Source organism: Kangsaoukella pontilimi (assembly GCF_009830125.1).
Taxonomy (GTDB): Bacteria; Pseudomonadota; Alphaproteobacteria; order Rhodobacterales; family Rhodobacteraceae; genus Kangsaoukella; species Kangsaoukella pontilimi.
In genome coordinates, this window is sequence record NZ_WUPT01000003.1 from 67,435 (window position 1) to 87,381 (window position 19,947).

General features: G+C 65.4%; 16 protein-coding genes. 10 read left to right on the forward strand and 6 right to left on the reverse strand.

The features are described 5' to 3' along the window. The first annotated feature begins 22 nt into the window (after window positions 1-22). The gene (locus GQ651_RS15915; protein ID WP_160765266.1) at window positions 23-2,620 is read left to right on the forward strand and encodes a TIGR02302 family protein; all 2,598 of its coding nucleotides are present in this window, start codon (window positions 23-25) and stop codon (window positions 2,618-2,620) included. A 3-nt stretch (window positions 2,621-2,623) separates the two neighbouring features. Here the strand turns inward: GQ651_RS15915 and GQ651_RS15920 are convergent, their stop codons facing one another. Together GQ651_RS15920 and GQ651_RS15925 are read right to left on the reverse strand one after the other, a co-directional pair. Then, window positions 2,624-3,373, reverse strand: a complete 750-nt coding sequence (locus GQ651_RS15920) for an SDR family NAD(P)-dependent oxidoreductase (RefSeq protein ID WP_160765267.1) — start codon at window positions 3,371-3,373, stop codon at window positions 2,624-2,626. Window positions 3,374-3,376: 3 nt separating this feature from the next. Continuing rightward, window positions 3,377-4,276, reverse strand: a complete 900-nt coding sequence (locus GQ651_RS15925) for a zinc-ribbon domain-containing protein (RefSeq protein ID WP_160765268.1) — start codon at window positions 4,274-4,276, stop codon at window positions 3,377-3,379. Window positions 4,277-4,429: 153 nt separating this feature from the next. On the opposite strand from GQ651_RS15925, the gene GQ651_RS15930 reads away from it, so the two are divergent. Genes GQ651_RS15930 through GQ651_RS15940 form a run of 3 tightly spaced genes read left to right on the forward strand, consistent with a single transcriptional unit; the run spans window position 4,430 to window position 6,722 of the window. Further along, window positions 4,430-5,107, forward strand: coding sequence for a cell division ATP-binding protein FtsE (locus tag GQ651_RS15930; RefSeq protein ID WP_160765269.1), 678 nt, complete (start codon window positions 4,430-4,432; stop codon window positions 5,105-5,107). Window positions 5,108-5,115: 8 nt separating this feature from the next. Beyond that, a complete protein-coding gene (locus GQ651_RS15935) occupies window positions 5,116-5,991 on the forward strand; it encodes a cell division protein FtsX (protein WP_160765270.1) in 876 nt (291 codons plus the stop codon). Window positions 5,992-5,999: 8 nt separating this feature from the next. Continuing rightward, a complete protein-coding gene (locus GQ651_RS15940; RefSeq protein ID WP_227258306.1) occupies window positions 6,000-6,722 on the forward strand; it encodes a lysophospholipid acyltransferase family protein in 723 nt (240 codons plus the stop codon). A 5-nt stretch (window positions 6,723-6,727) separates the two neighbouring features. On the opposite strand, the gene GQ651_RS15945 is transcribed toward GQ651_RS15940, so the two are convergent. Next, a complete protein-coding gene (locus GQ651_RS15945) occupies window positions 6,728-7,468 on the reverse strand; it encodes a hypothetical protein (protein ID WP_160765272.1) in 741 nt (246 codons plus the stop codon). Between the two features lie 133 nt (window positions 7,469-7,601). Here GQ651_RS15945 and GQ651_RS15950 point away from each other — a divergent pair, with 133 nt between their 5' ends. The 5 genes from GQ651_RS15950 to yaaA all read left to right on the forward strand — a co-directional run bounded on the left by GQ651_RS15950 (window position 7,602) and on the right by yaaA (window position 14,665). Beyond that, the gene (locus tag GQ651_RS15950) at window positions 7,602-9,485 is read left to right on the forward strand and encodes an alpha-amylase family protein (protein ID WP_160765273.1); all 1,884 of its coding nucleotides are present in this window, start codon (window positions 7,602-7,604) and stop codon (window positions 9,483-9,485) included. A 41-nt stretch (window positions 9,486-9,526) separates the two neighbouring features. After that, on the forward strand, window positions 9,527-10,375 hold the full coding sequence (locus GQ651_RS15955; RefSeq protein ID WP_160765274.1) for a class I SAM-dependent methyltransferase: 849 nt from the start codon (window positions 9,527-9,529) through the stop codon (window positions 10,373-10,375). 70 nt (window positions 10,376-10,445) lie between these two features. Next, on the forward strand, window positions 10,446-11,408 hold the full coding sequence (locus GQ651_RS15960) for an acetyl-CoA carboxylase carboxyltransferase subunit alpha (protein ID WP_160765275.1): 963 nt from the start codon (window positions 10,446-10,448) through the stop codon (window positions 11,406-11,408). Between the two features lie 350 nt (window positions 11,409-11,758). Beyond that, on the forward strand, window positions 11,759-13,813 hold the full coding sequence (recQ, locus tag GQ651_RS15965; protein WP_160765276.1) for a DNA helicase RecQ: 2,055 nt from the start codon (window positions 11,759-11,761) through the stop codon (window positions 13,811-13,813). A gap of 72 nt (window positions 13,814-13,885) precedes the next feature. Next, window positions 13,886-14,665 (forward strand): peroxide stress protein YaaA, encoded by a 780-nt coding sequence (gene yaaA / locus GQ651_RS15970; protein ID WP_160765277.1) that lies wholly within the window; start codon window positions 13,886-13,888, stop codon window positions 14,663-14,665. 3 nt (window positions 14,666-14,668) lie between these two features. Here the strand turns inward: yaaA and GQ651_RS15975 are convergent, their stop codons facing one another. The 3 genes from GQ651_RS15975 to GQ651_RS15985 all read right to left on the reverse strand — a co-directional run bounded on the left by GQ651_RS15975 (window position 14,669) and on the right by GQ651_RS15985 (window position 19,340). After that, the gene (locus GQ651_RS15975) at window positions 14,669-16,984 is read right to left on the reverse strand and encodes an ATP-binding protein (RefSeq protein WP_160765278.1); all 2,316 of its coding nucleotides are present in this window, start codon (window positions 16,982-16,984) and stop codon (window positions 14,669-14,671) included. An 81-nt stretch (window positions 16,985-17,065) separates the two neighbouring features. Next, window positions 17,066-18,241, reverse strand: a complete 1,176-nt coding sequence (locus GQ651_RS15980) for an acetyl-CoA C-acyltransferase family protein (protein ID WP_160765279.1) — start codon at window positions 18,239-18,241, stop codon at window positions 17,066-17,068. Between the two features lie 133 nt (window positions 18,242-18,374). After that, window positions 18,375-19,340 (reverse strand): LysR family transcriptional regulator, encoded by a 966-nt coding sequence (locus GQ651_RS15985; protein WP_160765280.1) that lies wholly within the window; start codon window positions 19,338-19,340, stop codon window positions 18,375-18,377. Between the two features lie 138 nt (window positions 19,341-19,478). Here GQ651_RS15985 and GQ651_RS15990 point away from each other — a divergent pair, with 138 nt between their 5' ends. Further along, window positions 19,479-19,916, forward strand: a complete 438-nt coding sequence (locus GQ651_RS15990) for a cupin domain-containing protein (RefSeq protein ID WP_160765281.1) — start codon at window positions 19,479-19,481, stop codon at window positions 19,914-19,916. Window positions 19,917-19,947 lie beyond the last annotated feature (31 nt).

Below are 19,947 nucleotides of genomic sequence, written 5' to 3' on the forward strand. Positions count from 1 at the left end.
TCCGGCCCCTCGGACGAGGTGCATGACCGATAACGACGCGTTTCCTGCGGATGCCGCCCGTCGCCTGAAGAAGCCGCTGGCGCTGACCCGGCTTGGCATGACCGCCGAGCGGGCGGTGCGCGCGTTCTGGCCGCTGTGGTCGATACTGATCGCCGTTCTCGGCGCGCTGATGCTTGGATTTCAGGACATTGCGCCCCTTGAGGCGGTCTGGGGGCTGGGTGTGCTGTCGGTGCTTGGCGCGGGCTGGGCTCTGGCGCGGGGGACAATGGTCTTCCGCTGGCCCAGCCGGGGCGAGGCGCTTGACCGGCTGGACCGCACATTGACGGGACGGCCCATCACGGCGGTGGCCGACCGTCAGGCGATTGGTGCCGGCGATTCGGCGTCAGAGGCCGTCTGGCGCGCCCATGTCGATCGCATGGCGGAACGGCTGGCCGCGGCGCGCGCGCCCGAGCCTGACCTGAAGCTTTCGGCGCGCGATCCCTATGCGCTGCGCTACGTCGCGCTTTTGCTGTTTACGGTTGCGATCCTTTTCGGGTCGCTCTGGCAGGTCCGGAGCGTGGCCGACGCCACGCCGGGTGCAGGAGCGGTCGCCGCCGGGCCGACATGGGAAGGTTGGGTCGAGCCGCCGCTCTATACCGGTCAGCCGAGCATTTACCTGAACGATGTCGAGGCGCGGAGCTTTGCCGTGCCCGAAGGCAGCCGCGTGACGATCCGCTTTTATGGTGAGGTCGGGCGTCTGACCCTGACCGAGACGGTCTCTGGCCGAACCGAGGACGTGCCGCCCGCCACCGATCCGGACCAGTCCTTCGAGATCACGGGCAGCGGCGAGATCGTCATCGACGGGCCCGGCGGCCGCACCTGGCAGATCGAGGCCGAGGCAGACGCGCTTCCGGAAGTCGAATTCGATGGCCCCATCGTGCGGGGCGAGGCCGGACGCACCGAGGCGCCCTTCGCCGCGCGCGACGATTATGGCGTCACCGCCGGACAGATGCGGATTGCGCTGGACCTCGATGCGGTCGACCGCCGCTATGGGTTAAGCGTCGCTCCCGAACCTCGCGACGAGATTGTGGTGGACCTGCCCATGACGATCTCGGGCGACCGGACCGATTTCAGCGAGCTGGTGGTCGAGGATTTTTCGAAGCACCCATGGGCCAATCTTCCGGTCGAAGTGTCTTTGACGGTCGAGGATGCCGTGGGGCAGACCGGCCTTTCTGCACCCCAGAATACCACGCTTCCGGGGCGCCGCTTTTTCGATCCGCTGGCGAAGGCGGTGGTCGAGCAGCGCCGGGATCTTCTCTGGAACCGCGATAACGCGCGTCGCGTGTCGCAGGTTTTGCGTGCCGTGTCTGCCGAGCCGGACAGCATTTTCCGATCCGAGACGCTTTACATGAAGTTGCGCTTCGCCGTGCGCCGGATGGAAACGCGGATTTCACTGGATCAGGTCACCGACGATTTCATCGCCGAGACGGCGGATGTGCTGTGGGACCTCGCCGTCGAGATCGAAGAGGGTGACCTGTCCGATGCGCTGGAGCGGCTGCGCCGCGCGCAGGACCGTCTTGCCGAAGCCATCGAGAACGGAGCCACCGACGAAGAAATCGCCGAGCTGATGCAGGAGCTGCGCGAGGCGATGCAGGACTACATGCGCCAGCTTGCCGAGCAGCAGGGTAGCGAACAGAACCAGCAGCAGGCCCAGAACCAGCAGGGCGAGCAGCAGGAAATCACCGGCGATCAGCTTCAGGATATGCTGGACCGTCTGCAGGAGCTGATGGAGCAAGGCCGCATGGCCGAGGCCGAACAGCTTTTGAACCAGTTGCGCCAGATGATGGAGAACATGCAGGTGGCGCAGGGCCAGCAGGGTCAGCAAAGCCCCGGCGAGCAGGCAATGGAAGGTCTTGCCGAGACGCTGCGTGAGCAGCAGGGGCTGTCCGACGAGGCATTCCGCGATCTTCAGGAACAGTTCAATCCCGACGCTCAGGCCGGCCAGTCCCAGGAGAACGAAGGCGAAGGCGGTCAGGGCGAGGGGCGCGGCGCAGAACACGGCGAAGGTCAGGGTCAGGGCCAGGGCGGCCAGCAGCAGGGCGGCGGATCGGGCCAGACGCCTCAGGGCGGGCCCAACGGCGAACAGAGCCTTGCCGACCGGCAGCAGGCGCTGAGGCAGGAGCTAGACCGTCAGCGGAATTCGCTGCCCGGCGCAGGAACCCCCGAAGGCGACGCCGCCCGCGATGCGCTTGGTCGCGCGGGCGAGGCGATGGACGAGGCCGAGGATGCGCTCCGGCAGGAGGATTTCGCCGGCGCGCTCGACAATCAGGCCGACGCGATGGAGGCGCTTCGCGAGGGGATGCGCGAGTTGGCCGAGCAGATGGCCGAGCAGCAGCAGAACCAGCAGGGCGGCCAGCAGGGGCAGCAGGCAGGGCGGGGCGACCCGAACGGCACGCGCGATCCGCTGGGACGCGAACAGGGTCAGAACGGGCGCATCGGAACGGACGAGCAGCTCTTGCAGGGCGAAGATGTCTATCGCCGCGCGCGAGAGCTTCTGGACGAAATCCGCCGCCGTTCGGGCGAGCAGGAACGTCCCACCGAAGAACTCGAATATCTCAAGCGGCTTCTCGAGCGCTTTTAGGGCTCATTCAAAATGGATACCGCCGTCGACGATCAGGCTTTGCCCGGTCACGCTCGGGCTGTCGAGAAAGGTGATAACTGCGCGCGCCACGTCATCCGGGTCGGTGGTCCGTTCCAAGGCAGAGCGATGTTTCCATCCGTCGATATAGGCTGCAGGCGCACGGCTGCTCATGTCGCTTCCCAGCATCAGGCCGGGTGAGACCAGATTGACGGTAATATCCGGTGCAAGGCGGGCCGCAAGGAACCGCGTCAGTGATAAAAGGGCGCCTTTGCTTGGCGCATAGACAGCCCCCGCGCCCCAGACGCCATGTCCGATGGTCGAGCCGATATTGACGATGCGCCCCTGTCCCGATGCGCGCAGAAACGGCAGGGCGGCGCGCGCCGTCAGGTACGGTCCGCGATGGTTCACTGCCATGAGGCCGTCCCATATTTCGGGCGAAAGCGCTTCGAGGTCGCCGTCAGGGATGCTGGCGCCTGCCGAGGCCGTCCCGGCACTGTTCACAAGGGCAGAAAGACCACCAAGCGCGCGGGCCGCCTCATCAACGCCCGATGTAACCGACTGAGGATCCGAGACATCGATCCTGACCGCGACTGCGGATCCGCCCGCCTGCCGTAGCTGCTCGGCAAGCGCCGTGGCGCGGTCCCGGCCACGACCGTAGCCAATGGCGACCGCCGCGCCCCGATCTGACAGGAGTTTGGAGATGCGCGCTCCAAGCCCACCCGCACCGCCAGTCACGAGGACGCGGTGCGCCATGGCTCAGCCCCCGCGCCCGAGCAGCGCGTCGATCGCGTCCCGCGCGCCGTTCGCCCAGTCGACATAGGCCAGAAGCGCCGGCTCGGTGGCGGGCACGGCTCCTGCTATAGCGGGGGCCCACGCGTAAGCGAGGATCATCAGAACGGCGAGGCCCACGACCGTCAGGAAACCGGCACGAAAGCCACGACGCTCGCTTGCCACATCGGCCTCGGACCGTTCGCGCCGACCGTCGCCAGACGGTTTCAGACTGGAATTGATCTCGTCGATATCCGGCAGGAGGTCACGACGCGGCGCGCGATAGGCGTCGTCGTCCGGACCGTCATCAGGGGCGTCGTCTTCCTCCCCGCGGAGCCGAGCCATACGCGCCCGAAGCGCGCGGGATGGCGTGTCCCGGTCATGGGGTTGCGCCAGCGCCAGATCGGGCTGCGTCTCGATGGGGGGCGTATCCGCTTCGTCGCGGCGGCGCTGAAGTTCGCGCTCGGCCTCTTCCTTCAGGATATCGAGCGCGGCCACCTCGGCGGGGCGGCGCGGACGGGGCGGTGGTGGCGCGGCAGGCTGAGGCACATCGAGGCTGACCTTGCGCGTCTGAGGCCAATCCCATTCGTCGCTGTCGTCATTCTCCTCCGGCGCGGGCGCGACGGCTGCAGGCTCGGTCTCGACTTCCTCGGCGGTGTCTTCGAACCCATCCGCGTCGACATCCGGTTCATTCTCGACATCTGCGACCGCGTCGTGGCGTTCGTCTTCCAGCGGCATCTCGGGCGGCGGGGCCAAGCCTTCGGGCGCGGGCGGCAGCTCGAACCAGTTGTGACCGCAATTCGAGCACTGCACATCCCGCCCCTCATCGGGAATGAGGGACGCGTCGATTTCGTATTGCGCGCTGCAATTTGGGCAAATCAGCCGCATATATCCCGCCTCGTTGCTGCTCTGGGCGCTGCCTTGGGGACGAATAGACCCCGGACGCGAAATCATTAACACCTTTATTTCCGAACTCAAAGCCGTGCCGTTGCATCGCTTCGCAGGCTGAGGCACAACCCGCCAAGCAAAAGGGGCAGGGCCGTGATCGAGCTTGAAGACGTCAGTGTCAGCTACGGTGACAGGCCGGTCTTCGGTGATGTGTCGCTGAACCTGCCGCAGGGCAGCTTCCACTTCCTGACCGGTCCTTCGGGCGCGGGCAAGACCACGCTTCTGCGGCTTTGCTACCTGGCCCGCCGCCCTGACCGGGGCCGCGTCTCGCTTTTCGGGGAACCGGCAGCTGCGCTTGACCGCGACGGTGTCTCGGCGCTGCGGAGGCGGGTGGGCGTCGTCCACCAGGACTGCCAGTTCGTCGATCACCTGAGCGTGGCCGAGAACGTGCTTCTGCCGGTCATGGTCTCGGGCGGCGACGTGGCCGCAGCCGAGGCCGATATGAAGGATCTTCTGAGCTGGGTCGGGCTGGATCACGCCGCCGAACGCCTGCCCACGGAACTGTCCGGCGGCGAACGCCAGCGCGCGGCCCTTGCGCGTGCAGTGATCCTGTCGCCCGACGTGATCCTTGCCGATGAGCCCACCGGCAACGTGGACTGGGAGATGTCGCTCAGGATCATCGGCCTGCTCGTCGAACTGAACAAGCTGGGCAAAACGATCCTTTGCGCCACGCACGACCTGTCGCTGATCCGGCAGGTGAAAAGCCGGACCTCGGCCCGTGTCCTGCGCCTGCGGTCGGGTGCGCTGGAACTTGCGGGGTCGGACCTGTGATCGGACGCATGCTTTCAGGCGGGGACCAGAGTGTCGAGCGGATCGTTCCGCGCTCGGGCTTCACCATGACGCTGACCCTTGCGGCGGCGGCGGCGATGGCGTTCCTGGCCGTCTTCGTTGCGGCCGTGGCGGGCGGAGCCGACCGGCTGGCCGATGCCTGGGAAGACAGCCTGACCGGCACCGCGACTGTCCGCGCGCCTGTCGCGCTTGGCGACGGCGACGCGCTGGCGCAGGCGCTTGGGCAAGTCCTTGACCAGACGCCCGGCATCGAGACCCGCCGACGGATAGGTACCGACGAGCAGGCAGCGCTTCTGTCGCCCTGGTTCGGGGACGAGATACCGCTCGACCTCCTGAACCTGCCGGTCCTGATCGAGGTGACGCTGACCGATGAAGGCCCGGACGCCGAAGAGCTGACCGACCGCCTTCGCGCCGTCTCGCCCGAGGCGGTTTATGACGACCACGGCCAGTGGCAGGCGCCGGTTCAGGCGGCGGCATCGCGGCTGAGGCTGCTGGCGCTGACGTCGCTTCTGGTCATCGGCCTGATCACGGCGGCCGTCCTTGCGCTTGCGGCAAACGCGTCCCTCGCGGCCAATGGGCGGATCATCGACGTGTTGCGGCTGGTCGGTGCCAGCGACCGTTTCATAACCCGACTCTTCGTGAGGCGCTTTGCAGTCAGAGCAGCGGCAGGCGCAGCCATCGGCAGCCTGATCGGTCTTCTGGCGGTGCTCGCTGTGCCCGCACCGGACGCCGCAACGGGCGCTCCCGGGGTCGGTTTTTCCGGCGCGGGCTGGTCTTGGCCCTTTATCGTTCCGGTTCTGGCGGCCATCATCGCCTATGGCGCGACCCGCGCCGCGGCCGCCCGGCGGCTCAGGGACATCTCGTGAGGTCATTCATGCAGATTCTGCGCTCGCTGATATTCAACGCCATGATTTACGTGATGATGCTGGTCTATGCGGTGATCTACTTCATCCCCGCGCTCATCAGCCGGGACTGGGCCTTTGCCGCTTGTCACGCGTGGTGCCGGCACGTCCGCTGGGGTCTCCGGACAATCGTCGGCATGGAGACCGAAGTGCGGGGCACGCCGCCCAAAGGCGAGGTCATGATCGCGGCCAAGCATCAGTCGTTCCTCGATATCGTGCTGATCTTCGGCGCGGTGCCGCGCGGCAAGTTCATCATGAAGCGCGAGCTGATGTTCGCGCCCCTGCTCGGCCAGTACGCCCTGCGTATCGGCTGCGTCCCGGTCAATCGCGGCAAGCGCGGCGCGGCGATCACCAAGATGATGGAAGATGTCGAGCGCGGTCGTTTGGAGGCGGGACAACTCATCATCTATCCGCAAGGTACACGCGTCGCGCCGGACGACAAGAAGCCCTACAAGGTCGGAACCGGCGTTCTCTATCAGCAGCTTGGCCAGCCGTGCGTGCCTGTGTCGACGAATGTCGGCCACTTCTGGCCCAAGCGCGAAGTTCTGCGGAAACGCGGCACCGCCGTCGTCGAATTCCACGACCCCATTCCGCCGGGCCTGCCGCTCCGCGCCTTCATGGAGCGGCTCGAAGAAACTGTCGAAGAAAACTCGGTCCGCCTTCTGGCCGAGGCGCGTGGCACGACCCCAATCTAGGAAGACTAGTTTGGATTGATCCGGGCCAGATAGCGCTGCGCAGCTTCCAGTCTGTCGTCGTCGGTCACGCGCCCGCGCTGGCCCTCCGGGATCACCGTTACTGCGACCCGGTGCGCGACAAGACGCGAATCGGCGTTCTCAGGTGAAAGGTCGGGGCTGACGCCGTCAGCGCTCGATCGTGAAAAGACCGGGTTGAAATCGTCGCTGAGGCCAATTTCGAACTTGAGCGCGTAATGCAGTTCAGTCGGCAGAGTACCGGAGCGCCGCGCTATTGCGCCCGACTCTACGATCCATTCCTCGAGACCAAGCCCCCCTTCGATATATCTTACACCATCAACCGTCGTTGGCGCGGCATCGCTCGGACAGTCCAGGGGGCGCGTCACGTCATGCAGGATCTGGATATCCATCCTGCGAAGCGCGGTTCCCACCGGCCTTCGTCCGCGCTCAAGCGCGATACGGCTACCAGCCACCGGAATGGAGAGTGTGAGGCCGCCACCAGTGGCCTCGGTCACCGCCACGGTCAGCGTCATGGTCAGTACCGCCCTCCGAAAGGCGAAGCCCTCCACCCCGGCGGCCGCTTGCCGGTTCAACTCGCACTGGGCCGAGACGATCACGTCCGACGCCTTGAGAAGATCGTCGTCCGAAGCGGGTGGAACACCGACGGTCGGTCGCTCGCCGCAGGCGGCGAGTATCAGGCAGGCAAGAGCGGCCGTCAGGCGGCCGAAAGGGCGGCTTGGATGCGTCATGACGCGACACTAGCGCGCCTGGGCGGTACCGCGCGTTAAATTGCGACAACCACTGGACCAGATTGCAAAGGCAATTGGACTCTGTTGCAGCGCTGCGATAGCTCGGCAGCAGCTGAATACGACGAGTAGACCCATGTCCGCCGACCACGACACGCGCCTTTTCGAACTCCGCCTGGAACGCTCTCGCAGGGACCTGTTCGACATGCTCGAAGGGCTCTATGGGCGGCATCCCGACTATGCCGGATTTCGAAACAGGCTCGAAGCGGCGATGCGCGCCGCATGGGATGCCCGCTCGGATGATCTGAAATGGCTCGACATGAAGCGCGACCTCGAGCCTGATTGGTTCCAGCGCCCCGATATGGTGGGTTATGTTTTCTACATCGACCGCTTTGCGGAGAACCTGAAAGGCATTCTGGGAAAACTCGACTATCTCGAAAGCCTTGGCGTCAATTATGTCCACCTGATGCCCTGCCTCGAACCCCGCCCCGGTGACAGCGATGGCGGCTATTCGGTGATGGATTACCGCCGGATCAACCCGGATTACGGCACGATGGATGAGTTCGAAGAGGTCGCCCGCGCCTTCCGCGAACGCGGCATATCGCTTTGCATCGATCTCGTGCTGAACCACACGGCCCGCGAACATGCCTGGGCCGAGGCGGCGCGGGCAGGCGACCGGGGCAAGCAGGATTATTATCTTGTCTTCGACGACCGGACCCTGCCCGATCAGTACGAAGAGACGCTGCTGGAGACCTTCCCCGAAACCGCGCCCGGCAACTTCACCTTCGACGAGACCATGGGCAAATGGGTCTGGACCAGCTTCAACACCCATCAATGGGACCTGAACTGGGCCAATCCGCAGATCTTTCTGGAAATCGCCGAGATCACGCTGTTCCTCGCCAATAAGGGCGTGGATGTTTTGCGGCTCGATGCGGTCGCCTTCATGTGGAAACGCATGGGCACCCGGTGCCAGTCCGAGCCCGAGGTCCATATGATCCTGCAGGCGCTTCGCGCCGTCTGCCGCATCGTCTGCCCGGCCGTGATCCACCTTGAAGAGGCGATCGTCGGCCCGGCCGAGATGCTGCCCTATCTGGGGCGCGGGCGGCATGACGGGAAAGAGGGCAACCTCGCCTATCACAATTCGCTGATGGTGCAATTCTGGTCCGCGCTGGCCGCTCGGGACACGGCGCTCATGACCCATGTCCTCGGCACCCATTTCCCGATGGTGCTGAGAAACGCAACCTATGCCACCTATATCCGCTGCCACGACGATATCGGCTGGGCCATCACCGACGAGGACGCAGCCGCCGTCGGCATCACCGGGCCGGGGCACAGGGCGTTTCTGTCCGATTTCTACGAGGGCGTCTTCACGGGCAGCTTCTCGCAAGGTGCGCTTTTCGGCGTCAACCCGGCGACCGGGGACAAGCGTATCTCGGGCAGTTTCGCGTCGCTCGCCGGATTGGAAAAGGCGCTTGCCACGCGGGACAGGGTGGCCATCGACCGGGCCGTCGACCGCATCCTGATGGGCCACGCCCTGATCGCGGGCTATGGCGGCGTACCTCTTATTTACATGGGCGACGAGATCGCCATGCTGAACGACCGCTCCTATCTGGACGACCCGCACAAGGCCCATGACAGCCGCTGGATTCACCGTCCCTACATGGACTGGGTCACCGCCGAGCGCGTCCGCAGGGCCGAGGATGACAGTCCTGCGGCGCGGGTCTATCGCGGTCTGAAGCATATCATCGAGCGGCGGAAAGCCACGCCCGAATTGCATGCGGGCCACCCGGTGCGCGTGCTCAATCCGCCCGAAAAGGGTGTCTTTGCGATGCTCCATGATGCGCCGACGGGGGCGCTTCTCTGCGCGTACAACTTCACCGACTACTGGACGGCCATTCCCGGTGAGTGGGCACTGTCCGAAGGCGTGCGCGACATGCACGACGCGCTGTCGGACAGGCCGGTGACGCTGTCCGACGGGAACGTCGCGCTGCCGCCCTATGGCCGCGTCTGGCTAAGATAACAGGGCTTCCCTCGCAGGCGCAGTCGCCCTAGCGTTCCACAATGACCGACACGACGAACGACGCACAGCGCGAATACTGGTCCGGACGATCGGCGCGGGGATGGATTACCTATGAGGCCGAGCAGGACGCGGTTCTCGCGCCGGTTGCCGAGGCCGTCCTGGCGCGCGCCGGTCTTCTACCGGGGGAGCGCGTGCTCGACATCGGCTGCGGCACTGGCGCCTTGTCTGTGAGCGCGGCAAGGGTGGTCGGGGCTCGCGGTCATGTTCTTGCCTGCGATATCTCGGAGCCGTTTCTTGCCCGCGCGGCCGAGCGGCTGGCCGCCCACCCCCATGCGGTGACGCTTGCTGCTGATGCCGCAACCGTAGACTGGCCCGAGCCGGGATTCGACGCCGCGATTTCCCGTTTCGGTGTCATGTTCTTCGCCGATCCGCCCGCGGCCTTCGCCAATATCTCCCGCGCTCTTTTGCCGGGCGGGCGGATTGTCTTCGCCGCCTGGGCATCGGCGGCGAGGAATCCCTTCTGGTCCCTGCCGGCGCGGATATCCGCCGAGCGGCTGGGCCATCCGCCGAAGACACCCCCCGACACGCCGGGCCCTATGGGCCTTGCCGATCTCGACCTCGCCGTCGAACGGCTTCGCGCGGGCGGTCTGCAGCAGGTGACGGGGGAAGAGATCGAGGTCACGCTGACCCATCCCGAGGGCGCGGGCGGTCTTGCGGCGCTGCTGGCGAGGGTCGGCCCGGCCAGCCGGACGCTCAATCATTTCAACGCGGATGAAGGCGACAGGCGGGCTGTCACCGAAGCAATAACCGAGGCTTTCGGTGCGTGGGAGTCCCCCGCAGGACTTGCGCTTCCGGCACGGATCAATCTCTTGACGGCAGTCCGGGACTAGCCCGCTCGCCTTGCAGAGGCGCGCCCCTCGCGTCATATACGTTCGGAACAAGGGTGAAGACGAGGCATCCATGCAAAGCTATCTCGAGTTCGAAAAACCGCTGGCCGAGATCGAGGGCAAGGCCGAAGAGCTGCGCGCGATGGCACGTGCCAGCGCCGAGATGGATGTGGAAAAAGAGGCGGTCGCGCTCGACAAGAAGGCAGCGCAGCTTCTCAAGGACCTCTACAAGGACCTGACGCCCTGGCGAAAGGCGCAGGTGGCGCGCCATCCCGGCCGGCCGCACTGCAAGGACTATATCGAACGGCTGTTCACCGAGTACACGCCGCTCGCGGGCGACCGGAACTTCGCCGACGACCACGCGATCATGGGCGGTCTGGCGCGGCTGAACGGGCGCGCGGTCATGGTGATCGGGCATGAGAAGGGTCAGGACACCCAGAGCCGGATCGAGCGGAATTTCGGCATGGCGCGGCCCGAGGGATACCGCAAGGCGATCCGGCTGATGGACCTGGCCGACCGCTTCGGCGTGCCGGTGGTGACACTGGTGGACACGCCCGGCGCCTATCCCGGCAAGGGCGCGGAAGAGCGCGGCCAGTCCGAGGCCATCGCGCGCTCGACCGAGAAATGTCTCAAGATCGGCGTGCCGCTCGTGTCGGTGATCATCGGCGAGGGCGGCTCGGGCGGAGCGGTGGCGCTGGCGACCGCGAACCGGGTCGCGATGCTGGAGCATTCGATATACTCGGTGATTTCCCCCGAAGGCTGCGCCTCGATCCTGTGGAAGGACGCCGAGAAGATGCGCGAGGCCGCCGAGGCGCTCAGACTGACCGCGCAGGACCTGCACAAGCTTGGCGTCATCGACCGGATCATCGCGGAGCCGACAGGTGGCGCACAGCGCGACCGTGCCGCGGCCATCGACTCGGTCGGGGCCTGTATCGAGGACATGCTCGCCAAGCTGAGCGGGCTCGGACGCGACGATCTGATCCGGGAGCGGCGGAAGAAGTTCCTGAACATGGGTGGCAAAGGTCTCGCAGCCTGAATGTTGCGCCGGGCCGGTTTTCAAGAAAAACCGGCGGGGGCTCTGCCCCCTTGGCCTTCGGCCAATTCCCCCGGGATGTTCCGGACCCAAAGAACGGGCTCCGCAGCGCTATTAACCATCCCTTCAGCATGAAGTGTTTAGTTTGAGACTGCGCGGCAGCAGGGATGCCAGCCGCGTGACCCGAAGAAAGGCGGTCGTTGGTGTGTTCCCCGGCCGCCCCTTCTTTGGGTCCGGAAAATCCCGGGGGTGACGAGCGATAGCGAGGAGGGGGCAGAGCCCCCTTGTTCACCGCCTGTTCACGTGCGATTCTGCTGCCAACAAGAGCAGATGACAAAAGACACAGGTGAGGCATGGACGGCAGCGCGCCATCGGCCGGTTCGGTATTGCAGGAGGTCTTCGGCTTCAGCGGATTCCGTCCGATGCAGGCCGATATCGTGGAAGCGGTCACGCATGGTGCCGATGTTCTTGCGATCCTGCCCACTGGCGGTGGCAAATCGCTTTGCTTCCAGTTGCCTGCTCTTCTGCGTCCGGGTCTGACCGTCGTCATCTCGCCTTTGATCGCGCTTATGCGGGATCAGGTCAGGGCGCTCCGCGAGGCGGGGGTCGCGGCGGCGGCGCTGACCTCGGCCAATACGCCTGAAGAGAACGACGCGGTCTTCGACGCGCTCGGGCAGGGCGCGCTGAAGCTCTTGTACATGGCGCCTGAACGGCTGGCGTCAGGCGGAACCGACCGGATGCTCGCCGGCGCGAATGTCACGCTTCTGGCCGTCGACGAAGCGCATTGCGTCAGCCAGTGGGGGCATGACTTCCGTCCTGACTACCTGAGGATCGGTGCGCTGCGCCGCGCGCTCGACGTGCCGCTGGCCGCCTTCACCGCGACCGCCGATGCCGAAACGCGGGACGAGATCGTCGAGCGGCTTTTCGGGGGTGCGTCACCGCGCATCTTCCTTGGCGGCTTCGATCGGCCGAACCTGCACCTGGCATTCGCGCCCAAATCCAACCCCCGCAAACAGATCCTGAGCTATGCCGCCGCGCGGAGAGGTCTCTCGGGCATCGTCTATTGCGGGACGCGGGCCAAGACCGAAACGCTCGCCGCGGCGCTGACCGAGGCGGGGCATGACGCGCTTGCCTACCATGGCGGGATGGAGCCGGACCGGCGCCGTGAGGTCGAGCGCCGGTTCCAGACCGATGACGGTCTGATCGTCGTCGCGACGGTGGCCTTCGGGATGGGCATCGACAAGCCGGATATCCGCTGGGTCGCCCATGCCGACCTGCCCAAATCGATTGAAGCCTATTACCAGGAAATCGGTCGCGCGGGCCGCGACGGCGCGCCCGCCGACACGCTGACGCTTTACGGGGCCGACGACATCCGGTTCCGCCGGATGCAGATCGACGAAGGACTTGCTCCGCCCGAACGGCGCATGGCCGATCATGGCCGCCTGAACGCGCTTCTGGGGCTGGCCGAGGCTCTGGATTGCCGACGCGCTGCGCTTTTGTCCTATTTCGGCGAGGACGAGGTGACCTGTGGAAGCTGCGATCTTTGCCAGTCTCCGCCCGCGACGTTCGACGGCACGGAGGCGGTACAAAAGGCACTTTCGGCCATTCTCAGGACGGGCGAATCCTTCGGCGCGGGCCATCTGACGGACATCCTGGTCGGCGCGGATACCGAGAAAGTGCGCGCGCGCGGCCACGACGGGTTGCCGACCTTTGGCGTCGGGCGCGACATCGATCGGCGCCGCTGGGGCGGAATCTTTCGCCAGATGATGGGGCGTGACCTGATCCGGCCCGATCCCGAGCGCCACGGCGCGCTCCGGATGACCGAGGCGGCTCGCCCGCTTCTGAAGGGAGAGGCGACGATCCGGCTGCGTCTCGACACGATCGAGAGCGGGTCGCGCCGGCCTGCAGCGCGGGCGCTCGTTTCGGACGAGGACGCGCCGCTTCTCGCGGCGCTCAAGGCGCGCCGGCGCGCGCTTGCCGAAGCCGCACGGGTGCCGGCCTATGTCATCTTCAACGACCGGACGCTGATCGAAATGGCCGAGGTCCGGCCGACGACGCTCGACCAGATGGCAGGTATCGGCGGGGTGGGGGCCAAGAAGCTGGAACGCTATGGTGCGGCTTTCCTGGAGGTCATCGCGGGCGACGCGCCGCTGCCGGACCATCCGGCGCGCCGGAAACTTGCGGGTCGTTCGGCGGGCGCTGTCTATGACCGGCTTCTTGCGGTGCAGGCCGATCTGGCGCGGGGCGCTGACGGAACGGGCAAGCCGATGAGCTGTTCGGCCTCGGTTCTGGCGAAGGTTGCAGCGCTTCAGCCGGATTGTGCGCGTGATAAGCTCGACAGTCTTCTGGGCGACCGTCTGGCCGAGCGCTTTGGCGATGCCTTCGCCGACGTGCTGGCCGAGGGGTAGTGGCACTGGACGCCGCGCCGGACGGGCACTAGGTCCACCGGAACTAATCTAAAGGAGCGAGGGAGAGGCGACATGCTGACCGTGATTTCACCTGCCAAACGGCTTGACTGGACCGAAAGGTCTTTGCCGCAGACCCAGCCGGAATTCGCGGATCATGCATCACGCCTTGCGGGCCATGCGCGGCAGTTGTCGCTGGGCGATCTGAAGGGACTTATGGGTCTGTCCGACGATTTGGCGCGCCTCAACCGTGACCGGTTCCGGGCATTTTCCGCGACGCCCGAGACGTCTGAGACGCGGCCCGCGCTTTATGCCTTCGCGGGCGATACCTATCAGGGTTTCGATGCGGCATCCCTCGATGACGAGGGGCGCGAAAGGGCGCAAAGCCACCTGCGGATTCTCTCCGGTCTTTACGGCGTGCTGCGCCCGCTCGACGCCATTCAGCCCTATCGCCTGGAAATGGGCAGCCGCCTCAAAACCCGGCGTGGCGCGACCCTGTACGCCTATTGGCGGGACGAAATCTCAGGGGCCCTGAACCGCGCGGCAGACGAGGTTGGGACCGATACGCTCGTGAATTGCGCAAGCCAGGAATATTTCGGTGCGGTCGATCTGAAGGCGCTGAAGCTCAACGTCGTCACGCCGCAGTTCTACGAAGTGAAGGCAGGCACGCCCAAGATCGTCAGCTTCTTCGCGAAAAAGGCGCGTGGTGCCATGGCGCGGTTCATCATCGAGAACCGCGTGACCGATCTGGCGGGCCTGAAGGATTTCGATCTTGGTGGCTACCGCTTTGTCGAAGAGGCCGGGGACGGCGCGCTGGTCTTCCATCGCGACGAGGCCGCCAGCGCGGCGGCCTGACCGTCACTCCGCCGCCGCGACCGCCTGTGGTGTGACGCTTTCCTCGATGTGAACCGGCAGCGCGGGCAGCATCTCTGGTGTCTGGGCGGCCACGATGTGGTCGATAAGAGACTGCTTCTTAAGCGGCTTCGTGAGGTAGTGATCGACCCCGGCGGCGAGGATATCCTCGGCGTCGCCGTCCATCGCATGGGCGGTGATCGCAACGATGGGACAGGGATCGGCGCGCGCATCCCGCTCCAACGCGCGAATGCGGCGTGTGGCTTCTTTGCCGTCCATGCGCGGCATGGAGATGTCTGTGAACAGGATGTCGGGGGCGAAGCTCTGGAAGAGGTCCACCGCCTCAACTCCGTTTTCGGCGAAGACCAGCTCGATATCGAGATGGCGCAGCATCTTTTCCAGAACGAAGCGGTTGGTGCGATTGTCCTCGGCCACAAGCACCCGCATCCGCCGTCTTCCGTCGTGATCGGGCGCACCGCCTGCGCTGTGTGAGGCGGCTGTCGCAGCGGCGTCGCTGACACGCGTTTCACCCGACACCTTTGCAGGCAGGAATTCCGTCTCCGGCACCGGCTCTGCCGGGGCGGGCGGCACGAGCGCACGCAAGCTCTCCATCATTTCGCTGCGGAGCACCGGGCGTTGCAGCATCCGGTCGAAGGCCATGCCGCTGTCAGGCACCTTGGTCGGGCCGCCCACCAAGAGGAACTGGCCGGCGAGTCCGAACCGCTCGCCCAATAGCCGGGCGATGGCGAAGGGATCGTCCACCGTCGCGTGATTGCCGAGGAAGATGACGTCCCTCGGTCCTGGCCGCGCCGCGACGATGTCGTCGACCGTCGCCGTTATGGCCGGGCGAAGCCCGATCAGGGCGAGCTGTTTCAACAGGATGTCCCGGTTCATCCCGTCGCGGTCCAGGACCAGCGCGCGGTCTAGCCAGGGTGGCGCGGTCACATGTTCGGGATCCACGTCATCGACCGCGTCGAGCGTCAGATGGAAGCCGAAGCCCGAGCCGACGCCAAGCGTTGAATCGACCCACACATCCCCGCCCATCAGCGTCACCAGCCGCCGCGTGATCGCAAGGCCAAGGCCGGTGCCGTCATGGGCGCGGTCCTGCTCGTTCTCGACCTGCTGGAATTCCTTGAAGACCGCGTCGAGCTTGTCTTCGGGGATGCCGATGCCCGTGTCCTCGACCGTGACATGCACGCGATAGGACTGTCCGCCTTCGCCCGGCAGGCCGACGACCCGGATCAGGACATGGCCCTCCTCGGTGAACTTCACGGCATTGCCGACAAGGTTCATCAGCACCTGCCGTATGCGCCCCGCGTCGCCCATATAGGTCATCGGCATGAACAGGTCGTAATCGACGGCAATCTGCAGGCCCTTCGCCTCGGCCCCAGGCAGAAGCAGGGACACAACGTCGTTGATGCAACGCTCCAGATCGAAGGGTTCGGACTTGAAGCTGACTTTCTCGGCCTCGATCTTGGAGTAATCCAGCACGTCGTTGATGATGACCAGAAGCGCCTCGCCAGATGAACGGATGGTGTCGATATAGGCGCGCTGCTCCTCGTCCAAATTGGTCTCGGCCAGCATGTCGGCCATGCCCACCACACCGTTCATCGGTGTGCGTATCTCGTGGCTCATATTGGCGAGAAAGGCGGACTTTGCCCGGTTCGCGGCCTCTGCCCGCTCCCGCGCCTCGCGCAACTGCCGCTCGCGTTCCTGCTGCTCGGTGATGTTCAGCGCCAGCGTGACGAGGTCTCCGTCCCGCGTGCGGCGGTCGATAAGCTGCACATATTGCCCGTTCCACAGCTTCAGTGTCGCGTGCTCGATCTTGTGCTCGGTGATGCGGGCCATCATCATCGCCTGCCATTCGGCCGATTTCATGCCGCCGATGTCGCAGATTCCCTCATCCGCCATCAGCTCGACCAGCGTTGCCATGTGGACGCCGGGCCGCACCATGTCCAGCCCGTCGAAAATCGACAGATAGGCTCGGTTTGCGGCGATCAGGATGTCGTCGGGGCCGAAAACGGCAAAGCCGTCGCGGATGGTTTCAAGCGAATCCCAAAGGCGCCGCTCGGCGATTGTGATGGCGCTTTCGGCGCGTTCCAGGCTGGCCTGTGCCGTGCTGTAGCGCGTTTTCAGCTCCTCAGCTTCGGTGCGCGCCGTCTGGATCTGTTCCCGGTTCTGGACGATTTCGTGGCTGAGCGAGCGGGCATGGGCCGACAGCCGCTGGTTCGCACGGAAAAGCTCTGCCTTCGTCTGCTCGAGCAGACGCTCTGCGGCCAGCCGCGCGCGGCGTTCCGCCGCAAGATCACCGGGCTGAATCATAACCATGCTCCGTCAGCGGGCGCCGTCCTGGCCCGCTGACAGACTTATGGGGGTGTTCCGGTAAAGAAGATATTAACCGCGTCAGACCCGCTCGATGGCCAGCGCGATGCCCTGGCCGCCGCCGATGCACATGGTGATCAGCGCCCGCCGACCTCCGATACGCTCCAGCTCATACAGCGCCTTGACCGTCAGGATCGCGCCCGTCGCACCGACAGGATGACCAAGAGCAATGGCCCCGCCATTCGGATTGACCTTCGCAGGGTCCAGACCAAGCCCCTTGTTCACCGCCAGCGCCTGGGCGGCGAAGGCCTCGTTCGACTCGATCACGTCGAAGTCGTCGGCCTTCAGTCCAGTGCGTTTGAGCAACGCTTCGACAGCGGGAACCGGGCCAATCCCCATCACCTCGGGGCGAACCCCGGCATGGGCATAGCCCAGCACCCTCGCATGGGGCGAAATCCCGGCCGCCTCGGCGGCCCCGGCGCGGGCGAGTACCAGCGCGGCGGCGCCGTCATTGATCCCCGATGCATTGCCCGCGGTGACGGTTCCGTCCTTCTGGAACGCCGGGCGCAATCCGGCCAGCGCCTCGGCACTGGTGGCCTTGGGGTGCTCGTCGGTATCGAACATCACCGTGTCGCGCTTCACTTTTACTTCGACCGGCACGATCTGTTCGGCAAATCGCCCCTCGGCGATCGCCGCAGCCGCCCGCGTCTGGCTTTCCAGCGCGAAGGCGTCCTGGGCTTCGCGGCTGATATCGTGCTCGGCGGCCACGTTCTCGGCGGTCACGCCCATGTGTCCGGTGCCGAAGGGGCAGTTGAGCGCGCCCAGCATCATGTCCTTGGCGCCTGTGTCACCCATCTTCTGTCCCCAGCGGGCGGAAGGCAGGATAAAGGGCGAGCGGCTCATGCTTTCCGCGCCGCCGGCCAGACCGAAATCAGCATCGCCAAGCGCCAGCGACTGGATCACACTCACGATGGCCTGCGCCCCCGATCCGCAAAGCCGGTTGACGTTCATCGCAGGCGTCGTGTCCGGAATGCCCGCTTCCATCGCTGCGGCCCGGCTCAGGTACATGTCGCGCGGCTCGGTGTTGATCACATGGCCATAGGTCACCGTCCCGATCCGGTCGCCGTCGATCCCGGCCCGCTCCAGCGCGGCACGTGCCACGGTCGCGCCAAGCGAAATGGGCGGAATACCCGCCAGACTGCCTCCGAAAGTGCCGATGGCGGTCCGTGCGCCGGAAAGAATGACGATGTCGTCCATGAGAGCCTCCGTTTCCTGTCGCGATCGACAAAGCCACGAAATGCGTCGACCTGCCAGTAGGTGCGGGGTCGCGGGACGCAGCGTCAAACCATGGTCCCTAATGATTGGCAGCTCTCTTGGCCTGTCGCGTCGGTTACCTCTCGACCCCTCGCGGCAGCGGCGGTTCGCCCTCGTTCATCCAGACGAGCTCGTCGAAGACAACCTCGCGCAGCCAGCGATGCGCGGGGTTCGAGGTGGCCGTCGCCTTCCAGACCATCGCCAGCAGGACCGGAGGCACTTCAATCGGCGGCCGGTAAAGCGCGAGGCCATGGCGCTCGGCCACGTGGCCCGCCAGCTTTGTCGGCAAGAGCGCCACCAGATCGCTCTGCTCAAGCGCCAGATATATGCCAGCGAAATACGGCATGGACATCACCGTCCGCCGCGCCCGTCCCATACGGGCAAGAACATCGTCGCTCAGCGTTTCCGTCTTGCCCTCGGGTGACATCACCACGTGGGAAAGGTCGCAGAACAGGTCGAGCGGCACCGTCTCGCCCGGATTCACACCAGCTCGCGCAAGGCGCGGATGGTCCTTCCGCGCGGCGAAGACGAAGCTGGCCCAGGCGAAAGGGCGCCAGTGAAACCCCGCGGGAAGATCGCCCACTTTGGGCATCAGCGCGATGTCCACGCCGTATTTGTCGATGGTGTCGATATAGGCCTCGGTCACGAGGTCGATCAGGATGGTCTGCACCCCCGGCGCTTCCCGCGACACTCTCTCGGCCAGGCGCGGCATCAGAAGCACCCCGAAATAGTCGGTGCCCGACAGCCGGAAGACCGTATCGGCTGTCGTGGGGTCAAACCCGGGACCACTCAGAAACCGCTCCATCCGTTCCAGCGTCTCGGCCAGTTCGGGCGCGATGGCAGTCGCGAAATCGGTCGGCACCAACCGGTTGCCTTCGCGCAGAAAAAGAGGGTCGCCAAGCGCATGGCGAAGCCGTCCGAGCGCAGAAGATACAGCTGGCTGAGACAGGCCGACCCGCTGACCTGCCCGCACGGTCGATCCCTCGCGCAGAAGCGCGTCGAGGACTTTGAGAAGGTTCAGGTCTAGCGACGCGAAATTCATACCGCGAATATGAACTATAAGATCAATCGATTTCAAAAATGCCTTTGGCTGTGGCACCGTTCAGCAGTCGGGCCCGACATCGCAACGAACGCACCGGACGGTCAAACGTCCTGGTGCAAAAGAAAAGGCGATGTTTCGATGACAGAGAACGACCTTGCCACCGGGATATCCTGGCTCGGCACCACCTATCGCAGCCTGCTCGGCCCTTCAGAGACCGGCGGCAAGATGTCGATACTGGACAGCGTTTCGCCCGCTGGCAGCGGCCCGCCGCGCCACATCCACCATGCCGAGGACGAGGTCTTCGTACTTCTCTCGGGCGAATGCGAATTCTGGCTCGAAGGCGAAACCCTGACAGCCGGCGCAGGCGAAAGCGTCTTCATCCCGAGAGGCGCCGAACACACGTTCCGCGTGATCTCGGCCCACCCATGCCGGCACCTGATCATCCTGACGCCCGGCGGATTCGAGGGCTTCTTCTCGGACATGGCGAGGGGCGGTTTTCGCATTCCCGACGATATGGCGGCCATCGAGGAAAGCGGGGCCCGCCACAACCTGACCTTCACCGGCCCGCCGCTCTGACGAACACTCACGCAAAACAAGGAGACACTCC